Genomic DNA, 17,198 nt, shown 5'->3' with positions numbered 1-17,198 from the left:
TATACAACGAATCTAGAAGAATCGTAAAATAGTATTATTACAACTAAATAAAGGTTATAGTGAGTTTGTATGATGTAGTTTAAATAATATGAAATGGAGATTTCAGAAGATGAACAATAAATTTACATTTTTGCTTTTAGGACCAGCCGGTTCAGGCAAATCCACATTCCTTGCTGGGTTTAGTAAATTAAGTATTTTTGACTATGTGGCAGCACAAACTTTTGGAGGAGCTAATACCACAAAGGTAAGTACTACATATGAATTCATTAAAAACAGTAACAGCTTAGCTATCACTGAATGTATTACGACTGATCCTGATGATAAAAAACAAATATTAAAGGAATTAAACGACCTCATTATTGAAGAGCACGGTATAATTAGATTATTTCAAAAAATAAATAGTGATGAGTTTTCTAAAAAGTGTTTGAGCATAACAATACAGTTACCTGCTAGAGAAGGAATATTTTCTGGAAGTAGCAGGTTTGACACTATCGTTATCAGAGATAGTAGAGGGTTTGGAGATGTTGGCGATAACAATAGTTTTGAATTAGAAAAGCTCAACGTAACTTATGATGTAAATGCTATTTTATTCTTTTCGATTTCATCAATACAGCAACCTATTATATTTAAAGAAATTATAGATAAAATAATGGAAACCAACTTAAAAACTCCAATGTTCCTTTTAAGAAGAGATATTGATTTAACAAAGAATGATGAGAAATTTGAAAGTGAAATATTAGAAAATATACTCAAGAGCGACAAAGACTTACATAGTATTATTTCCGAGGTTGGTAAACACAAACAGGAGTGGAGACTAAATAATTTTGTCTTTAATTTGCCTGAAGTAAAAAAATGGAAGGGTGCGATTAATGTTGAAGATCAGTCACATAATCGTCAGATAAAGGATTACAACAATGCTTCAAAACAAGTTCTAGAACATGCATTCTCCATGTATGATAAATTATATGAAGTTATTCTAAAAAAAATGCAGGGCGAGCTCCAAGGTATATTTACCAGTACAATACTAAACAATCTTTTGACTGTCCACTCACTTGAGATTGTTCAAAACATAGCAACTCAACCTTATACTAAGCCCCACGCTGATTATTATATTGATAGAGATACAGCAGCATTAGCAAATCCCGTACAATTATATGACTCCTCAGTGAATGAAGAAATTCCTTTTGTGAACGAAGTTAATAAAAGAGGAAACAGATATGCGGATGGAGTTATTCCTAGCTATAGCTACTCATGTGTTAACTTCAGGTCAGTATTCCAAGATATCGTAAGAAAGCTTACAGACTGCAGTAATTCAAAGAATCTGTTCTCTCTGTTTAGTACATTTATGGATATTGTACTAAAAGATTATACAATCACCACATATACTGGGTACACCTTTGCAGATAGTCGACAAAACGCTTTCAAATTCAACCTATTTTTAGAAGTTAGAGATAAAGCCACCGAGACACTAAAAGAAGTTGGACTGGTTAAAGATACTGGAGAATGGAAATCTTTTGATTATACAATTAATGGTCAGAGATATACCGAATCTGCCGCTATATGTGTTTTAATGTATAAATGTTTAATAGACGCTCTTAATTTAGAGCAACAGTTTAACAAATTAAAGATACTTGACATAGAAGGTGAAAGTTTGAAGTATTTAGAAATAAACCAAAAGGATAAAATTCAAAATAAAATTGCACGTAAATAATACATATTAGAATTTCTTTTGAAGGCAAGTGCCATTTTAAGATAGCACTTGCCTTTTATCATTTGACTAAAAATCACCACAATCAATCTCTTATTTTGCTAAATATCTTCAATCGCAGTAGCTACTTTTTCAAATATTTTTGATTCATCCCCTTGGGGCATGAGACTAAAGGATTCTTTAAATACATGCTCAACAATCAATCTCCATTCTCTAGAAATAGACTCCCACTGATTGTTCCAATTTTCTGCGATGAATTTGTAAGCTTTATAAGGTTTCTCATTTGTAGGTGCTCTATAACCCAACACATCCTCGATACAGTTAGATAACATTATTCGAGCTTCTTCATCACCAACAGCAACGAGAATTGGATTATTGAACATTTCTGCTTTAGCAACCCCCGTGTCTTTATCATGTATAACAATAGGATGCAATCCCATTGCTTTTAAATATTTCACAAGAGATATTATTGTAGCTTTTCCTCTAGCCTTTATAATTTGCCAATTACACTCAATATCTTTTTTAACTATTTCAGGCATTCTTTTAATTGTTTCTCTTAATACAATATCTTCAGTATCTCCCTCAATAATTAAGATATTCTTTGAAAAAAATACCCTTGATATATAATCATCGATTTTCAAAAGCATCTTAACATAAGTCTTATCTTCATGGTGAAGTTTTATAAACTCCTCACTAGTATTAAAAGAATTACAATTCAATTTTTCTACGTTAACCTCACTATCTCTAAGGTTAATTTTTGAATTTTTTCGTGATAGACAATTCAATATTTGTAAAGGTTTCTTACTTAAATCAATCATATACGGGGAATGAGTAGTACAGACAATTTGGTTACTTGTAGCACTTGCTAGTTCGTATATAGTATCTCTCATTTGTTTGGCGGCATTCGGATGCAAATAAATTTCGGGTTCTTCAAACCCGATAAGTAGCGGCCTAATTTGACCATTTTCTTTTTTATTCTCTCTAATATTTCTAAATCGTAACAAGGCAAAAACTGCCGAACGAATTATTCCTGTCCCTTGTAGTCCAACAGATGTAGTTACATTACTGAACATTGATATTTTAAATTGTGGTTTTATAACTTTATCAGCTTCTGTCAAACTTGTTACAGCCTTTAGTCCAGTATTAGGAAACACATCGCTAACTGTTTTATTTAATTCAAGCATCATTTGTCCAAACTCACTTTGGTCATCTTCAGGATCCAACTCATCAGCTAGCAAATTCAAGTACTGCTGAGCCTGTTTATAATTTTCCGAAGAGTCTCTGACATCATTGAATAATTGCGATAGTGTAGATATAAGTGTACCCGAAGCACCAGATAGTTCATCAGCCTTGTCTTGCGCAGGGATTAACAGAAACTTTGGCAATTTCGTAAGAACGTTTGCGGGAATTCCACCTGGGTTTTGAAACCATTCTTCATTTTCTTCATCATAATCATATAGATCATCTAGACCTTTTATTAGATTGTGTTCTTTTGTACTTAATTTTTTAGTGGAACTAATATTTAAGACTAAACAATCTAACAAAGAACTATCTAATCCAGAATCGATATATTCTTCGATAGTTGTACACTCTTTATATTGTGGCTTTAAGGTTTTTACTTGTTGGCGCATTTCAACAACATAGTCAGTATTAGGTTTAAATGTCTTCCTATAAATAACTCTAAGTCCTGTTTCACCACTGTCACTTAAATAATTTAATACACGTCCTTTGAACCCGATCCAATTCTTAGCTTCTTGTGAAATTTCACGAAATTCTCCTGTGAGAACAATTTCCTCAGCTACACGAATGTTTAAATTTGTATCTGCATCTCTGTAGGAAAAAAACTCTTCTTCGGGTAACTTTCTTACATCGTTCAGTAGTATGTTTAAAGCCATTAGTACTGAACTCTTGCCAATATTATTCTCACCAATTAAAAATGTCGCATCAGAGAAATTTACTTCCGAATCAGTATGTCTCCTGAAACCTTCAATTTTCAATTTATGTAATTTCAATACATCCACTCCTAATATAGATTATGATTCAATATACCTACTTTCAGTATTCAACAAACTTCTGTCTCTTCCTGCGTAAATTTACATATATCTTAATATATGGGTATTTAAGCCCAATTAAGAGAAACTAGATTCACACAGGATGCCGGGTGTATCATATTACTGGATATATTCAATGTAGGATCACCTGTTGATCTATTCTATTTTTCATCAGCCTCTTCGTTGACTTTAGATAGATATCTCATTGTTCTTTCGTAACATTAGCTACAATAAGTGGTCCATGATGAGCATCGAAGAAATTGATCACCACATCCTCTAGATCGCCCTGGGTCGTCTCTGTAAAAAGCGTAAACTCCAATTGACGAAACTGATACCCCTCGTCTACTGCATCCTTTTCGTAGGAAGCTATGCCCGTCGTGTAATATCCTTCATTCGTGCCTGTCGTATAGATGGCTGTTCCTCCATCTTCCGTTTCTGCGGCTGACTGATTCCATTCAGTGAATGACAATGGCTCATATATGGTAAACCCTTTCTCATCAGCCCACTTCGCTTGATCTGGAAAATACGCACCTATTTTAGTAATCGCACAGCCCTGACAAGACCCAGCCGTGTCGCTATAACGAAGCGTTTGCTCTTTATTACTTGGATCGGTCAACGTTACCCCATAAGAACCATCCGCTCCAACGACTGCGGAAGCTTCCCAACCGGTGGGTGCAAGCAGCAGATATCCAGAAGCCATATCTGAACGATAGACCAGTACCGCTTGCAGTTCATCCTTCATCTCAGGTGGAATCTTATAACTTACAGCAGTTGGTGTAAGAATGTGAGAAGGGTCTAACTGAGCACCATTATCCAGACTGAGATCAGCTTTTGTTATTTGTAATGGTAGTTCCACTTCTTCACCTTGAGTACCCGAGAATGTGATCACTTTTTCTGTAGAAGCAGCCCATTCCGCTTCATTATTTACTGTTGCCTGATTAGGTGAGGTTATTTGGGTAAGAAGCTGCTGTCGATCTGTACCTCCCCCGGAACTGTAGGTTATATAAATAGTACCAGCTAGTATAAGAAGCATAACAGCGGATATTATCCACTTTTTAAAACCTGACTTTTTCATCGTTCTTTTACCTCCTCTATGCCAGTATCTTTACTGAATAGACTGATTTATAACGGTAAAAGTTTTATAATCATCCTAAAATTCCTTTATTATTAGATCGTTATCAAAAATGAACAATAGAATACAAATAAAAATGGTCGTCTTCTTAGACCGGAGACTTAAAACTCGCGGACAAAAGCACGGTCCGACTTCATTCCTCTCTCATATGTTAGGGAGAAAGGGGTGAGATTTTCCGTTATGAACTATCAAAGTACAACCATTAAAAGCAAATGGACGAAAACAAAATGGCTTTTACAAAGCACAAGAATAAAAAAGTATATCCCTAAAACCCTTCCTTTTACCTATGAAAATTTGAAATTGATGCTTTCCAAATATTCCACTGTCTATTTCAAACCTACAGGCGGATCCGGCGGATTTCATATTATACGGATTATGAAAATGGGTGACAGCTATCAAACACAGCACAAATCTGTAAAAAAGCGTTACTCTACTATTCAAGAACTTTATTCGTACTTGAAAAAACGTTCGAATGGACGAGATTATATTTTACAAAAAGGGATTCAACTTGCCACGGTAAAGGGCCGGCCCTTTGACATTCGGGTCATGGTTCAAAAAACAGATCAAGATGCTTGGAAAAGCACGGGAATCTTCGTTAAGATCGGCAAACCGGATACCGTCGCAACGAATTATAACCAAGGCGGGGATATCGGATTCTTACCACAAACACTCTCTCAAGCAGGATTGAATAAGGAACAAATAAAAAGAATCGATGACGAACTTAAAAAACTCGGGGAATCCGTAGGATACGTATTTAACAAACACAGCACTGGATTTCAGGAACTTGGACTGGATGTAGCCTTGGATAAGGGCGGTAACATTTGGATTCTTGAAGTAAATACAAGGCCGCAGATCTATCCTCTTAAACAAATGAAGGACAAAAGCATGTATTACCGGATTTTATCCTATGCAAGGCAGTATGGAAGAAGGAAATAATTGAACCGGAAAAACAACTACAGATGTAAGTCTCCTCATGTTTCAGCTGTTCACATATTTACAGTCTGAATCTAATTCATTATAATGATTCTATTAAAAGAGCTGCGCAAGTTTAGGTTTGCACATAGCGATTAAAGGATATCCTTTCCTTTAGTCGCTTTTTTTGTGGTAAAAAGACAAACGGAGGAATTACACACATGAAGAAAAGAATGTATGACATGGTTATGCTCATCGTTGGAGCATTTATTTTTGCACTTGCCGTCAATTTATTCATTATACCTAATGATTTTGGAGAAGGCGGCGTTACTGGAATTTCTATTATTCTATTTTACTTATTTGAGTGGTCACCTGCTATTGTCAGTTTAGTCGCTAATAGTATCTTGCTGATTATTGGATATCGACTGCTCGATAAAACAACTACGGTGTATACGATCATTGTAGTCGCATTTAATGCTTTGTTTCTGCACCTGACCGAGCATTGGTATATTGAGTCGAATGAACCGGTTATCAATGCGATATTTGCAGGTTTATTTGCTGGAGTCGGCATTGGACTCATTATCAGAGTCGGTGGAACCACGGCTGGAACAACCATTCTTGCCCGTCTTGCTAATAAGTTCTGGGACTGGAATATAAGCTATGCTTTGCTGTTCTTTGATCTCATTGTAGCCGGATTATCCGTCTTTGTTATCGGGATTGAAAAAACGATGTTCACCGTTCTCATTCTCTACATCGGCACGAAAGCAATGGAATTTATTATTGAAGGTTTGAACCCGAAAAAAGCAGTAACCATCATCTCTCCTCATCACGATCGAATTGCAAAGCAAGTAACCGACATTATGGATCGCGGTGTCACCGTCTTGCGAGGTTATGGATATTACACGGGGACAACAAAAGATGTGCTGTATATCGTAATCAATAAACAAGAAGTATCGACCCTGAAAAAAATTGTAAAGGCAGAAGATGTAAATGCCTTCGTCACTATTCATGATGTTCGGGATGTATTTGGGGAAGGATTTATCGATATTTCTAAATAGGAACTCCTTATATTTAATTAAGAATCATATAGAGTTTCTCACTCTCGTGAAAAATTGTTACAATAGGGTATGAATGTGTGAATATAACTGAAGATTAGAAGCGAAAGTGAGGCCTATCCATTACATGATTATAAAACCGAGAACACGCGGATTCATCTGTACAACCTCCCATCCGGCGGGTTGTGCACGTCACGTAGAACAACAAATAGAATATGTAAAATCACAACCAGCAGTGAAAGGTCCAAAAAACGTCCTCGTTATTGGAGCGTCGACGGGATATGGTTTATCGTCCCGAATTGTGGCAGCTTTTGGTGCAGGTGCAAATACGATTGGCGTGTATCGCCCAAGCGCAGGGACTGAGAAACGCACCGCATCTGCAGGCTGGTATAATTCTGCCGCTTTTGAAGCAGCTGCGGAAGAAGCAGGACTTATTTCTTACAGTGTGACTGGCGATGCTTTTACAGAAGAAACAAAACAAAAAACGATAGAAGTCATTCGTGAAAAACTGGGACAGGTAGATCTTGTCGTATATAGTGTAGCAGCTCCTAGACGTCAAGATCCGGTTACGGGTGAGATGGTTAACTCGGTGCTTAAGCCGATCGGTGAGCCATATACTAATAAAACAGTCAATTTCCATACTGGTGAAGTAACGCCGATTACGATTGAACCGGCAACAGAAGAAGAAGTTCAGCATACGGTTACCGTTATGGGCGGAGACGACTGGCAGCTATGGATTCATGCCCTTAAAGAAGGCGGCGTACTTGCCGAGAATGCAGTGACCATTGCTTACTCCTATATTGGTTCTGACATTACACAAGCGATCTATCGCGAAGGTTCAATCGGACAAGCGAAAGATCATCTCGAAGCGACAGCCCATACCTTAAACGATACACTTTCTGAAAATGGGGGCCGCGCTTATGTAGCAGTAAGCAAAGCCCTTGTAACCCAATCCAGTTCTGCAATTCCTGTCGTTCCGCTATATGTATCCGCACTTTATAAAGTAATGAAAGAAAAAGGACTGCATGAGGGTACCATTGAACAAATGTACCGTTTATTCGCAGATCGTCTATATCATGCGGAAGGCACGGCAGTGGATGAAAAAGGCCGTATTCGAATTGATGACTGGGAGCTTCAAGCAGATGTTCAAGAAGAAGTTCGCCGGATTTGGAATGAAATTTCTACAGAGAATATTAATGAACTTTCGGATCTTGAAGGTTATCGTAAAGAATTCTTCCAATTATTTGGATTTGAAATGGACGGGGTTGATTACGAAGCGGATGTAAATCCGGATGTTAAAATCCCGCAAGCCATTACGGTTTCTGAATAAAATAATGAATAGCGATTCGATCGGCAGTTCCTTTTCTGTCGGTACGGATCGCTTTTTTATATTAGGCTGTCTTCCTTACGATGCGGTGCATATAGTATGAAAACCAGGATAGATAAGGAGGAAGAATACAGGGTGCATATCCTCATCGTAAGCCCCGAACAGTTTCCTTTGCCAGGAAGCGGATCTGTTGAAATTTGTATTCTTGCCATTGCTGAACAGCTATCTCAGCACCATTTAGTTACCGTAATCAGCCCTTTATTCTCTCATCAAACCGAAGAAACGTGGCGGAATCCCAAGCTGCGGATTAAACGAATAAACGACGCAAAACTTCCCTCTGAATACAGTAAAGCAGTGATTAAGACCATCACTCAGCTGGAACAGCCTGTCGATATCATCCAAGTCGATAATCGTCCCAGATCCATGTCGAGAATAAAGGAGGCGTTCCCTTCCATACCCGTCGTCCTTTTCCTCCACTCGCTTACCTTTATCCCGCAGAATCGTCTCATTACTTCTTCCCTGCAAAAGGCTGATCTTATCATAACCAATAGTAAGTCGCTAACACGAGCTGTTCTCCACCGCTTTCCTATACAGACAACAAAACTTACTCATATCGCTCTCGGCGTTGATCATTTTCGCTTCAAACCATTAGAGGATGCAGAAAAGCGAGTCTACTATGAGCACTATGGACTCCCGGCAGATCAATTTCATATTCTTTATGTAGGCAGACTTATTCCCCAGAAAGGGATTTCTACCCTTATTCGTGCGATTCATCACCTTAAACCGAGCATCAAATCTAAAACTCATCTGATCATTGCCGGAAAAACAAAAAGTAAAGCTTACAGAAACACCTTACAAAAGCTCGCTCAAAAACTGCACGTTTCCGTTACTTTTCTTGGTGAAATACCGCATGAGCAAATTCATACTTTATATCCGCTCGCTTCTTGTATGGTATGTCCCTCTCAAAAACACGAGGCCTTTGGTCTCGTCAATATAGAAGCTCTGTCGTGCGGGATCCCCGTGATCGCCTCCCGTAATGGAGGGATGAAAGAGATTATTACTCATGGATATAATGGTTTCTTAGTAACCCATTATAAACAAGCAAAAAACTTTACTTCTCATCTCTCCCATCTGGCTCAATCAACGGAACTATTAAGCTTAATGGGCGATAATGGAAGAACAGCTGTACTCGAAAGATATGCTTGGCAAGTAACCGCTCAAAAACTGGAATCTGTTTATATGAATTTGCTATGACAAGTTCGCTATGACCCGTTTGCTATGAAACCTATGTATCCGCCCGCTATTAGATTTGTTCCGATGGAGTGCGGTACATAATGAACGCTTCCTTCTCTCCCGTTCCCGGTTTCGTTGCTACTTCCTTCAGTTCAATAATAGCGATATCATGAAAAATAAACTGCACTACCCCTAAGGTCTGTTGCCGAAAGGAGTCATAGATCCGGCCCGCACTGCGGCATCCTCGAGGAACCGAAGCTGAATTATTCGCTATATAACCCACTTGTCCATGAGAAGGCAGAACGACCCGGATTGCCTCAGGATCAGACAGATTATCAGGATCCTTCACCAGGAATACAGGATCACCCACTTTTACTTTTAAAGAACTCGGATAATATTTCATACCTATAATGGCTGCGTAAACCTTTTTATGCATTGTTCTTCCTCCTTCATCATCAACACGATCAACATGTAATACTTACTATATCGGTAACCTATATTCGTTCTTTTACACTATTAACTAAAACTTTTGAACTATATGAAATATTTTGTTTCAATAAACTAGTTCTAAAGTCACTGTTCTGTCATTAAACATACCCTTGTTGTTTTTCACTGGATTAGGAAAATTGAGATTTTAGTTCGATTCATTCTGCATAATTATGAAAATGAATCCTACCTTTCTTCTTATGATCAAATACCGAAAAAGCTCGACCCTAAGGGCCGAGCTCTTTTTTACTTTCGATTTAATTACTATTACTAATTACTAATTTACATATTATTCTTCAGACAAGTTATTCTTCAGTCGAGTCCTCCGCTGGTTCTTCAGAAACAGCGGTGTCTTCACCTGTATCCGTATCTGCGGCTCTAAGCACGGTTACCGAAGCAATGAGCATATCTTCCGAAGAAACTAAGATGACCCCTTCCGGCAATTTCAGATCAGACGCAGATAATTTATCTCCGACATCCATTCCCGAAATATCCACTTCGATGGAAGCAGGAAGAGTATCCGGTAATCCTTCTACAATTAGTTCTGTTTCCTGTGTCTGAAGAACACCCGCTTTTTTAGTCCCTTTTGGTGTTCCTTGAAATTCAATAGGAATCGTTACTTGAATAGATTTATTTTTAGAAATTTGAATAAAGTCAACATGAATCAGCTGATCATTTTTCTTTTGCATATCTTTAATGAGAACCGGTACTTTTTTTCCGTCTTTCAATTGGATTTCAAATAACTCTGAACGTCCCGTACGAGCTAAACGATTGATATCCTTCTCGTCTACATGAATGGAGATACTATCAATCGATGGACCATATACGACGCCAGGAACTCGTCCACTTTTTCTGAGAGTTGCAAGTGCTGCGCCCTTGTTCTCTGTTCTTTGCTCAGCTGTGAGTTGGGCTGTTTTTCCGTTGGATTTCATTGTAAAACATCCTCCTTCAAAGATCCGTGGTTTCCTAATTTGGCCACTTGGTCATAATCTACATTACCCACTAGAGGAGGAAACTTAACTTATTAATGAATATTTTTTTAAAATAACCGTTGAGAATCCTTCCATCGAAAAAGAAAAGGACTGCCAAATAAGCAGCCTCTTCTCCACAATTATGCACTACTTAAACCATGCATCTTCATTAGTCGTTCTCCTATGGCTACGACGATTTCCCTTGTACCGCTCTTCACTTTGACCTTAATGCGCTCATTTCCTAGGGTCGAAGGGATTTCGATGAACAAATCGCGGTCACCTTCACGTCTTTCCCATTCATTCAGCCGTATGATATATCCAATTCGTTTCATACCTGGAGCGACTTTAACCTTGGCAACCACGCTTCCATCTGAAGTCGGATGGAATGGGATTTTCCCATCATGGATTCCGGTACCCCATACCCAAACGTTCCAGCCATCATAATGATGGTCAGGACGCTCATATTCAATCTCAACCGTCCGGATAGAAAAGGGATGAATCTGAACATTCCACTCCGCTGTAAGAGAACCACAGTGCGCCATGATCACTCCTTTTCCAGGACGCATGGCTAGAAGCTTTCCTGTATGATCTATGGACACAATTCGGGGAGTTGTCGTAGCAAGCTGGACTGTTTGGCCCGGAAGGACTTGATTATACTGATCCCGCACAGTCGTTTGTATAGGATAGTGCCGGGTTGCATACATCATGGGTTCTCCCGTAACTTCAATGCGGGCAGGTACTAGATGATCTACGATGATACGGATGGAAGCCTCAACTTCTCCGCACACAGCGGTAATGATTCCTTCACCTAAAGCCGTTCCTATTATTTTTCCTGTCTGACGAACGATCATCTTCTCAGGATCCGAAGATATCCACTGCGGCTGCAGTCCTTCTATCCTTTTGTCATGCTGATCTTTAAACACGACCTCAAGCTTCATTTCTTCTGCACATTGTATTGCTTTTTTAGGAGACCGGATGTCCATAGATGTTAGAATCTGAGGTTCCACTCCGCTTTCCTTGTCGTAAAGAACCATCATAGACAGCCGCGGAACGGTCACACTTCCTTGGACATGGTCCAGCACTTCGACTCCCGCAGTACGATCATTAACGACAACATTCCATACGCAGTCTTGAGGCAGATCCACTCTACTTTCCTGTTCTTTCCCATTATAAATAATCAAAATTCGGTTCCATGAGTCCTTTACCTCTGTTCCTTCTAAAAGATAAGCAAGTACTCCATGCCCGCAGCTAAGCACCTTTAAGTGACGTTCCACTTGTTCCCGGTGCGCCATCTTAAATGCCACATGCGCTTTACGCAAACGAAGAAGTCCGCAGTAATAGTCAAATACAGGGCGAAACCTTGCCTTATTACTCCAGCGCAGTGCATTTACAGCATCCCCGCTGCGGTAACTGTTATGGTCACCATATTTAGATCGAAGGATCTCATCTCCCGCATGAAGAAACGGAATTCCTTGGGAGGTAATCATGATTCCATTCGCTAGAAGTGAGCGCCGTACTGTATCATTACTGAGCATATTGTCCGGTTCAACAAATCGATATGGATCAGCGGAGGTAACGGCCTCTTGAGCACTATATCCTCCAGAAGGCGATCCATTATGCCACTCAGGAAAAGAAAGCGCATGCCGCATGCCTTGGGAAGTAACTATTTTGTCCCATAAGTTAAGATTATCGTGGGCCGTTACGTAATTAATGGTTTCCGAAGGATGATAAGTGAAATCATGAATCGCACCTTGAACTCCCTTAAGAACAGAACCTTCAACCCCCCACCAGCCCGTAGCAAAGCCGCTTGAATATCCATCATTGTCTCCTTTTACAGCAGACCGGTAGTTATCATTAAAGACAGCAAACCCCTTGCCTTTCTGTGCACCTTTTAATGTTTTATCCCACAGCGGTGAATCCCCGCCCGTCCACGGTTCTCCATAGACCAGGATCGTACGATCTATCTCTTGCTGCAGCATATTCGTAATTTCCGTCATGGTTCGTGTATCAATCAGTCCCATAAGATCAAACCGAAAACCATCGATATGATACTCTTCAGCCCAATAACGGACAGAATCTTTAATGTATTTCCGCACCATAGGCCGTTCTGTGGCAAGTTCATTTCCTACACCTGAACCATTTGTAAGATATCCCTCACTGTTCGTACGATAGAAATATCCCGGTACAATCCCTTCAAATGGACCATCATCCACACCAAATGTATGGTTATATACCACGTCCATAATGACGCGAATTCCCTTTCGATGGAGCGCTTGAACCATTTGCTTAAACTCGATAATCCGGGCAACTGGATTTGTTGGATCACTCGAATACGACCCTTCGGGAACATTAAAGTTTTGCGGATCATATCCCCAGTTATATTTCCCTTCGGCTACAGACGGGTCATGAACCGTCAACTCATTTACTGTTTTAAAATCAAATACAGGCATCAGATGCACATGCGTAATCCCCAGCTCAACCAAATGATCAATACCAACCAGATTGCCGTCTTGATCAGTTAGGCCTTCCTCCGTAAAGGCACGGTACAGCCCTTTTTGCTGAAACAAGTTGTCATCGTTAATCGAAAAATCTCTGACATGCAGTTCATAAATAATCGCATCTGTCGGTCTGATCTGCGGAGGACTTACATCATCTTCCCAATCTTCGGGATTTGTTTTCTTCATATCTATAATTGCGGTACGTGCTCCCCCTGCGGCCACCGCTTTTGCATAAGGGTCCACGGCATAATTTACGGTTCCACCCGGAAAAGCAACACGGTACATGTAATACTTCCCAGTATAATCTCCCTCCAATTCGAGAGACCAAGTCCCTTTTTTCCCTGGGTTCATGAGAAAAGCGAGTCCACCTTCATGGTTATGCACCATACCATACTGATCGTATTCCCCGGCATCCTCGTAGAGAACAACCTCTACTTGACTTGCCGTAGGAGCCCACACCTTAAACCTGCAAGCATTGCTCGAATACGTGAGACCCAGATCATTGCTTTCATAGTGTAAATCCTGCATATAACTCACCGCCCGTTATTGTAAAATCAATCTTTACGGACCCTGCTCTCGTATTAGTAGGTTTGTGGGTTATGCCACAAATACGTTTTCGAACTATAATATGTGTACCGACAGCAAGGTAATTAGCTTACGCTATAAAGCTCTTTCATTCCGTTACTATCAGTAATGCCATTTCATAGAGAAACTATAACTAAATGAACAGAGAATATTACGATACATCGGACAAGAATAAGCACAGAAAACGCTTACACCATGTAGTATATGTCGATATCAGCAAAGGTTGTCGGCTATTTTTCCCCTGGTCACAAAAAAAGGCTCCTATCTATGTTTTAAATGGAATATGAGAGGGACTTTATGTAGGACCTATTCATTCTGTCCATACGTCAAAAACTGCCCGTTAGCGCCTTGTTAGCAGCGAATTTGGGCAGTTTTTTCATCTATAGTATAGGGTATAGGGGAAAATGTCTATCACCCCGTGATAGATTCATGGCTGAATACAGTTTCTACCGCTGGGGTATGGGCAACGATCTCTCCCTTATTGTATGAAATCCTAGTTCTCTGACTTCATTTCTGATTCATGCCAAGAGCTGAGTGCCCATTTTGAAAATGCACTAACTAGCAAGAAAAAGGTAATTCCAAGGACAGAAGCAGAGAGCCCGCAAGCAAATAGATAAGGCGTTTGAAGTCTCGATGAGGCTACCGTAATCGCATAACCAAGTCCACCTTGACCGCCGCCAATACCCGCGATGTATTCACCGACAATGGCGCCAACAACGGAAAGTGTACAAGAGATTTTAAGTCCAGCAATAATGTAAGGCAGCGCAGCTGGCAGGCGGAGCCTCCACATCACTTGCCAGCGCGAAGCATTGTAAAGTTTGAACAGATTTTGCATATTGCCTTCCGTAGAATTCAGGCCAATCAGCGTGTTTGAAATCATGGGGAAGAATCCGATCAGAAAAGCTATAATGACGATGGAGTTCACCCCGGCACCAAACCAGATGACAATAATCGGCGCAATCGCAACGACGGGTATGGTCTGCAGGACAATCGCATAAGGGTATACTGCTTTTTCAATGATTTTGGAACTGGCGAGCAGTACCGCTCCCGCTACCCCGATTACGATACTTAGTAAAAAACCGAGTACCGATTCATACACTGTAGTAAGTACAGAGGTCATCAGATTACTCCAGTTCTCTGCAGCAGCACGTACAATATCAGAAGGCTTTGGCAGCAGGTAAGGAGCATATCCCAGCATTCGGGTCACCATTTCCCACAGTGCAACTACCACAACAAAAGCAATGGCTGGGGGAATGAATTTCTCTAAAAACTCATTATTCTTCTGAGCTGGAGGAATGGCCAGCATCTCGGTAGTAGAGGAAGGTGTTCCATTTCCGTCCTGACTGCTTTTCTCATATGCAAGCTTTGGTTGATTCATTGCCATGTCGCGCACGTCCTTTCTTTCTTAGAGCCTTTAATCAAATTTCCTAGGGTAACCCCTTGCTTAGTGGTGCAGTACACCCGAAACTTGACCCACAATCTGACTAAATTCGGAAGCAGTACGGAAATTCTCATTTCGCGGGAATGGAACAGGAACGGGAATGGTTTCTGCAATCTTACCGGGCCTAGCCGACATCACCACGATGGAGGTGGACAAATAGACGGCTTCAAATACGTTATGGGTAACAAACAAGACCGTCATTTTTTTATCTTTTTGCCATATACCAAGCAGCTCATCTTGCAGAGTTTGTCTTGTCATTTCATCCAGCGCTCCAAAAGGCTCATCCATCAAAAGCAGCTTCGGCTCAGATGCCAGCGCTCTTGCAATAGACACCCGCATCTTCATCCCGCCGGACAGCTGCCTTGGCAAAGCATGAGCATAATCTTGAAGGCCCACCATTTCCAGTACATGCATGGCCTTTTCGATCCTCTCTTGCTTAGGTATTTTGCGCAGTTCCATCGGCAAGGTGACATTATCAATTACTTTGCACCAAGGGAGTAGTGTAGCATCCTGAAAGACAAAGGAAATATCACTTTGCTTTCTCGCTTCCGCTGGATCCATTCCCATGAGCCGCATCGTTCCTGACGTCGGATCTCCAAGGCCGGCAATCAGCCTGAAAATCGTTGATTTTCCGCAGCCAGACGGGCCTACAAAACTGACAAACTCTCCTTCGGGAATACTTAGATTTACATCTTGGAGTGCAATGGTGCTTGTTTGATAAACTTTGCTGATTCTCTCCATTTCTACGAGCGGAGTGGATCCTTTTTTTACAGCTGGCATTACCCCAGATGTGCTAATGATACTGCTCATATGTCATCTCTCCCTTGGTAAGAATCCAATTGGACCATTCTTCTCATTAAAACTAAATATAGCCATCATTTTAAATAGTTCTGCTGCATTTCTACCTGCAGAGGCAAGAATCGCCTTCCCCTTCTCTTCCGTTGCCAGCTGTGCATTACCACAAGCACCGGAAGAAGACAGATCTTTCATCAGCCAAGCAAATCGTTTATTGCTAAATTGAAGTTTCCAATCTGATGTAATGGGAGGAAATTCATTCGGAAGTTTATTTTCGTGAACCCAGTCTCTATGTAAAACCATGATCATGGAAGTCTCGGAATCTCCAGCATGAATGCCGTACATTCGTTCTTCCTGTGTAAGCAAATCCTTCTCATCACCTAATCCGCCGCCGTCGAGCCGAAAAACGTACATGCCTGTTTTTTCGCGGATATCTCTCGCTGCTAGATTCAGAGCATCTATGTTGCCGCCATGCGTATTAAATAGAACGAGCCGCTGAAAACCTGTTTTCGCAAGACTATCCGCTATATCCATCAGCACAGCCAGCAAGGTGGAAGCTGACAGTGTAACTGTTCCATGCCAGCCGGTATGCTCGTTGCTTTTTCCATAAGGCAAATGCGGTAAAAGCCAGATATGATCCTCACGAGTAAGGTGCTTGAATGCTTCCGTTAATATCCCTTCTCCTATCAGTGTATCGGTGAAAACGGGAAGGTGCGGCCCATGCTGCTCCATTGCACCAATCGGCAGAATTACCATTGCCCCTGCTTTTGCTAATTCGCCGATTTCTGGTCCCGTTAATCTGGGCAGGAACAGCTGGTCATACGCTATGCCTCGATAACGTTCGTTCATTCACTCACCGCCTTCTCGTTCATTTTGTTAAGACCAATGTAATGGGAAGAAGCCACTCATGTAAACTAAATTCACTTCAATTTGGATATTTATATAAAATGACTGGAGCGATTTGTGCTTCAGGCACTCAATATGTTATATCAATGTAAGATTAG

13 protein-coding genes are annotated in these 17,198 nt (G+C 40.5%); 5 read left to right on the top strand and 8 right to left on the bottom strand.

The genetic code is table 11. The annotated features are described in order from the left end of the window. Positions 1-109: 109 nt before the first annotated feature. Positions 110-1,711, top strand: a complete 1,602-nt coding sequence (locus tag GQY27_RS11770) for a hypothetical protein (RefSeq protein ID WP_160034550.1) — start codon at positions 110-112, stop codon at positions 1,709-1,711. Between the two features lie 98 nt (positions 1,712-1,809). Here GQY27_RS11770 and GQY27_RS11765 read toward each other — a convergent pair whose 3' ends face one another. Both GQY27_RS11765 and GQY27_RS11760 read right to left on the bottom strand, forming a co-directional pair. Continuing rightward, complete coding sequence (locus tag GQY27_RS11765; protein WP_160034548.1) at positions 1,810-3,720, bottom strand: AAA family ATPase; 1,911 nt, start codon at positions 3,718-3,720, stop codon at positions 1,810-1,812. A gap of 241 nt (positions 3,721-3,961) precedes the next feature. Continuing rightward, positions 3,962-4,834 (bottom strand): DUF4850 domain-containing protein, encoded by an 873-nt coding sequence (locus GQY27_RS11760; RefSeq protein WP_160034546.1) that lies wholly within the window; start codon positions 4,832-4,834, stop codon positions 3,962-3,964. Between the two features lie 237 nt (positions 4,835-5,071). Here GQY27_RS11760 and GQY27_RS11755 point away from each other — a divergent pair, with 237 nt between their 5' ends. The 4 genes from GQY27_RS11755 to GQY27_RS11740 all read left to right on the top strand — a co-directional run bounded on the left by GQY27_RS11755 (position 5,072) and on the right by GQY27_RS11740 (position 9,439). After that, complete coding sequence (locus GQY27_RS11755; RefSeq protein WP_160034544.1) at positions 5,072-5,827, top strand: YheC/YheD family protein; 756 nt, start codon at positions 5,072-5,074, stop codon at positions 5,825-5,827. Positions 5,828-6,024: 197 nt separating this feature from the next. Next, positions 6,025-6,861 (top strand): YitT family protein, encoded by an 837-nt coding sequence (locus GQY27_RS11750; protein WP_160034542.1) that lies wholly within the window; start codon positions 6,025-6,027, stop codon positions 6,859-6,861. Between the two features lie 124 nt (positions 6,862-6,985). Beyond that, positions 6,986-8,188, top strand: a complete 1,203-nt coding sequence (gene fabV, locus GQY27_RS11745) for an enoyl-ACP reductase FabV (protein WP_160034540.1) — start codon at positions 6,986-6,988, stop codon at positions 8,186-8,188. A gap of 132 nt (positions 8,189-8,320) precedes the next feature. After that, positions 8,321-9,439 carry a glycosyltransferase family 4 protein gene (locus tag GQY27_RS11740; protein WP_160034538.1) on the top strand — a complete coding sequence of 373 codons (1,119 nt, stop codon included), beginning with the start codon at positions 8,321-8,323 and terminating at the stop codon, positions 9,437-9,439. A 49-nt stretch (positions 9,440-9,488) separates the two neighbouring features. Here GQY27_RS11740 and GQY27_RS11735 read toward each other — a convergent pair whose 3' ends face one another. From GQY27_RS11735 to GQY27_RS11710, 6 genes are all read right to left on the bottom strand, one after another. Further along, the gene (locus tag GQY27_RS11735; RefSeq protein ID WP_160034536.1) at positions 9,489-9,854 is read right to left on the bottom strand and encodes an HIRAN domain-containing protein; all 366 of its coding nucleotides are present in this window, start codon (positions 9,852-9,854) and stop codon (positions 9,489-9,491) included. 355 nt (positions 9,855-10,209) lie between these two features. Then, the gene (locus GQY27_RS11730) at positions 10,210-10,836 is read right to left on the bottom strand and encodes a 50S ribosomal protein L25 (RefSeq protein ID WP_160034534.1); all 627 of its coding nucleotides are present in this window, start codon (positions 10,834-10,836) and stop codon (positions 10,210-10,212) included. Positions 10,837-11,015: 179 nt separating this feature from the next. Further along, positions 11,016-13,901 carry a type I pullulanase gene (gene pulA / locus GQY27_RS11725; RefSeq protein WP_160034532.1) on the bottom strand — a complete coding sequence of 962 codons (2,886 nt, stop codon included), beginning with the start codon at positions 13,899-13,901 and terminating at the stop codon, positions 11,016-11,018. Positions 13,902-14,451: 550 nt separating this feature from the next. Continuing rightward, positions 14,452-15,264, bottom strand: a complete 813-nt coding sequence (locus GQY27_RS11720) for an ABC transporter permease (RefSeq protein ID WP_201450723.1) — start codon at positions 15,262-15,264, stop codon at positions 14,452-14,454. A 138-nt stretch (positions 15,265-15,402) separates the two neighbouring features. Continuing rightward, positions 15,403-16,209, bottom strand: a complete 807-nt coding sequence (locus tag GQY27_RS11715) for an ABC transporter ATP-binding protein (RefSeq protein WP_160034528.1) — start codon at positions 16,207-16,209, stop codon at positions 15,403-15,405. 3 nt (positions 16,210-16,212) lie between these two features. Beyond that, the gene (locus tag GQY27_RS11710; protein WP_160034526.1) at positions 16,213-17,043 is read right to left on the bottom strand and encodes a creatininase family protein; all 831 of its coding nucleotides are present in this window, start codon (positions 17,041-17,043) and stop codon (positions 16,213-16,215) included. Between the last annotated feature and the right edge of the window lie 155 nt (positions 17,044-17,198).

Origin of the sequence: Paenibacillus sp. An7, from assembly GCF_009870785.1 — a bacterium.
Lineage (GTDB): Bacteria > Bacillota > Bacilli > Paenibacillales > Paenibacillaceae > Paenibacillus.
The sequence above is the reverse complement of the archived record's forward strand: the minus strand, read 5'-3'. Positions and strand labels throughout refer to the sequence as shown.